The 6,264-nt window shown below is 45.0% G+C and carries 7 protein-coding genes; 4 read left to right on the top strand and 3 right to left on the bottom strand.

Annotated features, from left to right (window positions below; genetic code table 11):
• Positions 1-330: DUF2600 family protein (locus AB4Z17_RS31035; RefSeq protein WP_441964154.1), on the top strand; the 330-nt coding region annotated here is incomplete at its 5' end.
• A gap of 29 nt (positions 331-359) precedes the next feature.
• Positions 360-1,328, top strand: a complete 969-nt coding sequence (gene pfkA, locus AB4Z17_RS31030; RefSeq protein WP_076266824.1) for a 6-phosphofructokinase — start codon at positions 360-362, stop codon at positions 1,326-1,328.
• A gap of 80 nt (positions 1,329-1,408) precedes the next feature.
• Here the strand turns inward: pfkA and AB4Z17_RS31025 are convergent, their stop codons facing one another.
• The 3 genes from AB4Z17_RS31025 to AB4Z17_RS31015 all read right to left on the bottom strand — a co-directional run bounded on the left by AB4Z17_RS31025 (position 1,409) and on the right by AB4Z17_RS31015 (position 3,967).
• On the bottom strand, positions 1,409-2,605 hold the full coding sequence (locus AB4Z17_RS31025) for a putative glycoside hydrolase (RefSeq protein WP_441964152.1): 1,197 nt from the start codon (positions 2,603-2,605) through the stop codon (positions 1,409-1,411).
• Positions 2,606-2,833: 228 nt separating this feature from the next.
• Complete coding sequence (locus AB4Z17_RS31020; protein ID WP_076267060.1) at positions 2,834-3,022, bottom strand: hypothetical protein; 189 nt, start codon at positions 3,020-3,022, stop codon at positions 2,834-2,836.
• A gap of 144 nt (positions 3,023-3,166) precedes the next feature.
• A complete protein-coding gene (locus AB4Z17_RS31015; RefSeq protein WP_076267061.1) occupies positions 3,167-3,967 on the bottom strand; it encodes a YitT family protein in 801 nt (266 codons plus the stop codon).
• A gap of 194 nt (positions 3,968-4,161) precedes the next feature.
• On the opposite strand from AB4Z17_RS31015, the gene AB4Z17_RS31010 reads away from it, so the two are divergent.
• A complete protein-coding gene (locus AB4Z17_RS31010; protein WP_339203532.1) occupies positions 4,162-5,778 on the top strand; it encodes a DEAD/DEAH box helicase in 1,617 nt (538 codons plus the stop codon).
• 181 nt (positions 5,779-5,959) lie between these two features.
• The coding region (locus tag AB4Z17_RS31005) for a DUF624 domain-containing protein (RefSeq protein ID WP_441964151.1) at positions 5,960-6,264 on the top strand (305 nt) is incomplete at its 3' end.

Here is a 6,264-nt window from a genome sequence, read left to right as displayed (position 1 = left end):
CTTCATATCCTGCTCGATTATTTAATCGATCAAGAAGAGGATCAAGTAGGCGGAGACCTTAATTTTTGCAATTATTATGATAATGACAGTCTGCTTGTTGAGCGTCTCGGTACGATTGTGAACCGAGCGCGTGAGGATGTGAAGCAGCTTCCTGCTTCTCGTTTTCATCGTTTGATTATTGAAGGGCTCTTAGCCTTATATTTGTCAGACCCGAAGGTTCGCCACCAGGCGGATGTCAGAAATGTTTCTAGGAGGCTAATGAAGAACAGCCCGCTTACGCGTCTGTTTTTCCTTATTAACAGCATCTGGATTCGGAAACAACAGGCTTAACTATAAATAAAAAAAGTGGAGGAATGACCATGTCTGCAGTCAAATCAATCGCAGTATTGACAAGCGGAGGAGATTCGCAAGGAATGAACGCAGCCGTTCGTGCTGTTGTAAGGAGTGCACTATATCACGGTTTGGATGTATATGGTGTTCAAAGGGGTTACCAAGGGCTTATCAATGACGACCTTAGACAAATGGATTTGAGAAGCGTTGGCGATATTATTCAACGCGGCGGTACAATTTTGCAAACAGCTAGATGCAAGGAGTTTATGACACCTGAAGGCCAACAGCGCGGTGCTGAAGTGCTTCGTGCTAGAGGTATCGACGGTTTGGTCGTTATTGGCGGCGACGGCTCTTATCATGGCGCTAATAAGCTAAGCAAGCTGGGCATCAAAACGATGGGACTTCCAGGAACAATTGATAATGATATTCCGTTCACGGATATTACGATCGGCTTTGATACTGCAGTTAGCATCGTAGTAGATGCTATTAATAAAATTCGCGACACGATGTCATCGCATGAGCGTTCATCCGTCGTTGAAGTTATGGGACGTCATTGCGGCGATATCGCTTTGCATGCTGGTCTAGCAAGCGGTGCGGAGACGATTCTTGTACCAGAGGTTCCTTTTGAACTGACTGAGGTTGCAGAGCGTATGAAGACGAATTTTGCCAAAGGCAAGCGTCATTCAATTATTGTTGTAGCAGAAGGTGCGGGCAAAGGTGAAGAAGTAGCAAGACAGATTACTGCTAATAGTGGAATTGAGCCGCGTGTAACTGTACTTGGACATATTCAACGCGGCGGTACGCCGACGGCAATCGATCGTATTCTAGCAAGCCGTCTTGGTGACTTTGCCGTTAGACAGCTAATGGCTGGCGATTCAGGCAAAGGCTGCGGCGTTGTTAAAGGCGAGCTCGTAACGACTGATATTGATCTTGTTGTCAATACGAAGAAACCATTTGACACTGATATGTACGAGCTGGCACTTCGTTTATCCCAATAAATATAAATATAAATATAAAAAAAGTCCACCGCCGCTTTGTAAGCGAAGGTGGACTTTTTTGTGTCTAAATAGGATTAAAGCTAATCATATTCCACGTTAGGAGTGTATTTATTTCCGGCATTCCATAGGAGAAACTCCTTGATGCCTGTTTCTTTCAAAGCTCTAATCTGAGCTTCGACTTCCGTTTTGCCATACTTCACAAAATGACCAGCGCCTAACCAGCTTGCTGTGAAATCTTGAATCCACGGACGAATAATCGGTTTTGACTCCGTACCCGGATCAAGCTTCTTATGCGTATCAAGCATGGCGCCTTTTATAGTCTCATATGGGCTTTTGTCAGGATCCTTTTGTTTAAACCATCCTGTACTATAGTGACTAGGATAAACCATAGGCGAAATGACATGCACATCATTTGAAATTTTCACAAAATCTTGGCCAATGCCTTCGGCTGTCGGTACGGATGCCGCATAACCAAATATATCTACCGAAACCCTAACACCGAGCGGCTGAAGCTGTTCTCTAGCATATTTGACAAATCCAGCGACAGTGTCCACGCGGCTCTGATCAGCCTTGCTGAAGGTCAGTGTATCAGATTTGTTATCAAAGCCCTCTGGGAACCGAACATAGTCGAATTGGATTTCCTTAAAGCCAAGCTTTGCTGCTTCCTTGGCGACAGCAATATTATAATCCCATACTTCTTTGCGATAAGGATTTACGAAGCTCTCGCCGCGATTATTTTTCCATATCGTTCCGTCTTGCTGGAGGAAAGACAGCTCAGGCTGCTTTCGCGCAAGTACCGTATCCTTGAAGACTACAATTCTGGCTATCGGATAAATATTATGTTTTTTTAAAGTAAGCATAAGTTCATTAATATCTCGGATATATTTCTTCGAAGCGCCAACCTCTAGCAGTTCGGGTGTTGTAGTAGGATATGTAATGTAGCCGTTGTCATCTTTAATGTCGATTACCATACTATTGAGGTCCGTGTCGTCAAGCAGCTTTAAAAGCGATTCCATGCGCGCACCGCCCGCGCTATGAGCAGTTACATAGATTCCTTTGATCGGCGGTGTTTCAGGCTGCGGGTCTTTTTTGACCAGTCCAGCGTGATTTTTTCCTGAGAGTTCGCCTCCATTTGCAGCAGCATCCGGATTAATGATGGTTTGGCCAGCTGCGGAATTTAAGTATGCAATTGCTAGCTGCTTCACTGCGGTGTTATGCTCTCCGCTTCCAGTGAGCAAGCTGTACAGCAGCAGCAATGTTGAAATGATGTTGTCCATTTTGCTCTCTCCCCGTTAGCTATTCTGTTCAAATTATAAAGCAGATGGCATGTCTGGGTCATTAACTTTTTTACAATTGTCATAAAACTCATATTGAAAATTTGCTAAAAAGCTGAAATAAAGACTTGCGAATAGGTGATTATCGCCGCCGTTTTCCTGCAAAACAAACAAAAGCCAGCCGAGTGTGACTCGACTGGCGCATAAATAATCCGTGTGTGTCCCGCATTGTCATTGTAACAAAGCTTCTCTCTGCTGATTGCAAATACTGTGCTGCACAATTTCCATTGCGTCAGCAGGCTCTAATACTGCAAGACCGTCACGCAGCACAATGCTGATGTCCAATTCGCGTTTCGTAAGAAAAGGACTGAGCTCTGGGGCTAGCTTCTCTACAATTTGAGACAATTTGACCGTTTCCATATCCACCTGAGCCTCACCCTTTCATATCTAATGTTTAGGGGAAATCATATGGCAAGAAACCAAACTACGGGATACAAACATTATATCAGGATCATTTTCAAAAACATAGGGATACGGTGTAAAATCCATACCTGCGTATATGATTTAGTCTTTTGGCTTGTAAAAATCGCCGATGACACCAACCGTTTCTACGATGTTAATGAATGCACGCGGGTCGATGGTGGTAATCGTCTTGCAAAGCTCTGCTATTTCATATTTCGTTCTTACAGTCATCAGCATATCGCGATCACCCGAAGAATATGCACCGCGTGTTTTTATTATTGTAATTCCGCGCGGGTGCAAGAGCAGCTTTGCGAGCAGCTCTTCGGTTTTGGTCGTGATAATGAAGGCCGTAAGTTTAATATGCCTCACGTGGATGAGATCTACTACTTTTCCAGCGGAAAAAATAGCGACGAGCGAGTATAAGGCTAAATTCCAGTCCTTCGTAAACAAAATCAACACTGCAATGACTACGCCATTCAATAAAAAAATAATCATGCCTATTGGCCAATCGTGTTTCCGCGTTGCAATCGAGGCAATAATATCGAAACCGCCTGATGAGCCGCCGTACCGAAGTGTTAAGCCGCTGCCAAACCCGACTATAATCCCGCCGAATACAGCTCCAAGCATAAGGTCATCCGCAATTTTCATGACGGGTATAACCTGTAGGAATACCGTAGAGGCGACAACGGTGTAGACGCTCCATATAATAAAGCGATGACCTACGATAAACCATCCCCATAATAGCACCGGCACATTGAGGATAAAATAAAGCAAGGCGATGTTTCCGCCCGTAATATAGCCGACCATCATGGAAATACCAGATATTCCACCGCTAAGCAGCTGGTGCGGAATTAGAAAAAAATTGAAGCCCAGTGCGATAAGGAAGGCGCCTATTGTCATCATAGGGATTGTAAAAAGGTAACGCAGGGAATGCGGATTCAATAAAATCGCTCCAATGCAACCGACTTGTTTAATTCCTTTATTTTGGCATGCTTAGTATGGCTTAAATTGGTTTGCTGGTATTCATGATTGATTGTGTGCTATAATGATTTGGATATTCTTAAGTAGGCTGCAGATAAAAGGAGTTTGAGAAAAGTTTGAAAACATTTGCTGAATTTGGCTTGGAACCAAAAGTGTTACAAGCAATTACCGAACTTGGATTCGAGGAATCTACCCCGATTCAAGACAAAGCTATCCCTATTGCTATGGCGGGACAAGATTTAATTGGCCAAGCACAAACGGGTACAGGAAAGACAGCGGCATTCGGAATTCCGCTCATTAACAAAATTCCGACAAGCGAGGAACGCATTGTCGCATTAATAATGACGCCAACCCGTGAACTCGCTATTCAAGTGGCTGACGAGATCGGGAAGCTGACAAGGTACAAAGGTCTTCGCTCATTGCCGATTTATGGCGGACAGGAAATTGGTCGTCAAATCCGTGCATTGAAGAAGAAGCCTCAAATTATTATTGGTACACCAGGACGTTTGCTTGATCACATCAACCGCAAAACAATCCGTCTAGAAGATGTACAAACCGTTATTTTGGATGAAGCAGATGAAATGCTTGATATGGGCTTCATGGAGGATATTCAATCTATCCTTAAGCAAGTGCCAGACGAGCGTCACACGATGCTGTTCTCTGCAACAATGCCAGCAAACATTCAGAAGCTTGCACAGCAATTTCTGAAAAACCCTGAGCATGTTTCAGTTATTCCAAAACAAATCACAGCTCCACTTATTGAGCAATCTTATATTGAAGTGCATGAGCGCCAGAAGTTCGAAGCGCTTAGCCGCTTGCTTGATATGGAATCCCCTGAGCTAGCTATCATTTTCGGTCGTACAAAACGTCGGGTTGATGAGCTTAGCGAAGCGCTTCAAAAACGTGGATATACTGCAGACGGTTTGCACGGCGACTTGTCGCAGAACCAACGCGACAGCGTAATGCGTAAATTCCGTGATGGCAGCATCGATGTATTGGTAGCGACTGACGTTGCTGCTCGTGGCCTTGATGTATCCGGCGTAACGCATGTTATCAACTTTGACCTTCCGCAAGATCCTGAGAGCTATGTACACCGTATCGGTCGTACAGGCCGCGCAGGTAAAGAAGGTACAGCTTGGTCATTCGTTACACCTCGTGAAACGGACCACTTGCATTTCATCGAGAAAGTAACGCGTCAGAAGATGAACCGCAAGCCGCTTCCAAGCATCGCAGAAGCGATTGAAGGCAAACAACGCGTAACAGCTGAACGTCTTCTTGAAGTCGTTCAAAACGAAGAGTTCTCTGAGTACAAAGCGATTTCGATTCAATTGCTTGAGCAATATGATTCCGTTCACTTGCTCTCAGCAGCAATTAAATTGCTGACTGGCGAGAAGAAAAACGTAGAAATCGAATTGACACCGGAAGATCCGCTTCGCGCGAAAAAACGCAAGCCGGACATTCGTTCAAACGGTCGTCCATTCAACCGCAGCGGTTCGTCCTCTTCATACGGCGGCAATCGCAGCAGCAGCACTGGCGGCAGCGGTGGCGGCGGATATCGCGGTCGCGATGACAGACGCAGCAGCGGCAGCAGTACTGGCGGCAGCTCACGCGGTGGCTATGAGTCCCGTGGCGGCAGCAGCAGTGGCGGCGGCTACGCTGGTAAAAGAAGCAGCGAAGGACGTCCAGAAAACCGTCGTCCAAAAAGCTCTTCCGACGGTTATGTAAATAACTAATAATCGTTTCCCTTGTATAACCAAAAAAATCGAGGAAGTCCGTGATCCCTAACGGGCATCTGGACGACCTCGATTTTTTTATTATTATTCTATTGGTTGTCTTATTACAAAACAGATATACGAATTCCGCTATACTTTGTAGTCTAGTGGGAGTAATCTTACTTTTCTGGAGGCAGATCCGATGGAACCAAAGGGGCTAATGGGTGGGTTTTACCGAATTTCGGAATGGATCATGAGATTGGCAGTTATTAATGTTTTGTGGTTGATCTGTTCGATTCCATTCGCTTTTTTTGCATGGGGATTGGTTTTGTCACWGGATGTCAATCAAATCTATTCCGCTCTTATTGCGATGGCAGTCGTCGCGCCATTCTCCTTATTTCCAGCAACAGCAGCTATGTTTGCGGTTGCGCGCAAATGGGTAATGGGAGAGAGTGACGTTGCGCTGTTCAAAACATTCTTCCGGGGCTACAAGGAAAATTATAAGCA

Source organism: Paenibacillus sp. TAF43_2 (genome assembly GCF_052113545.1).
In the GTDB taxonomy this organism is placed as follows: Bacteria; Bacillota; Bacilli; order Paenibacillales; family Paenibacillaceae; genus Pristimantibacillus.
The sequence above is the reverse complement of the archived record's forward strand: the minus strand, read 5'-3'. Positions and strand labels throughout refer to the sequence as shown.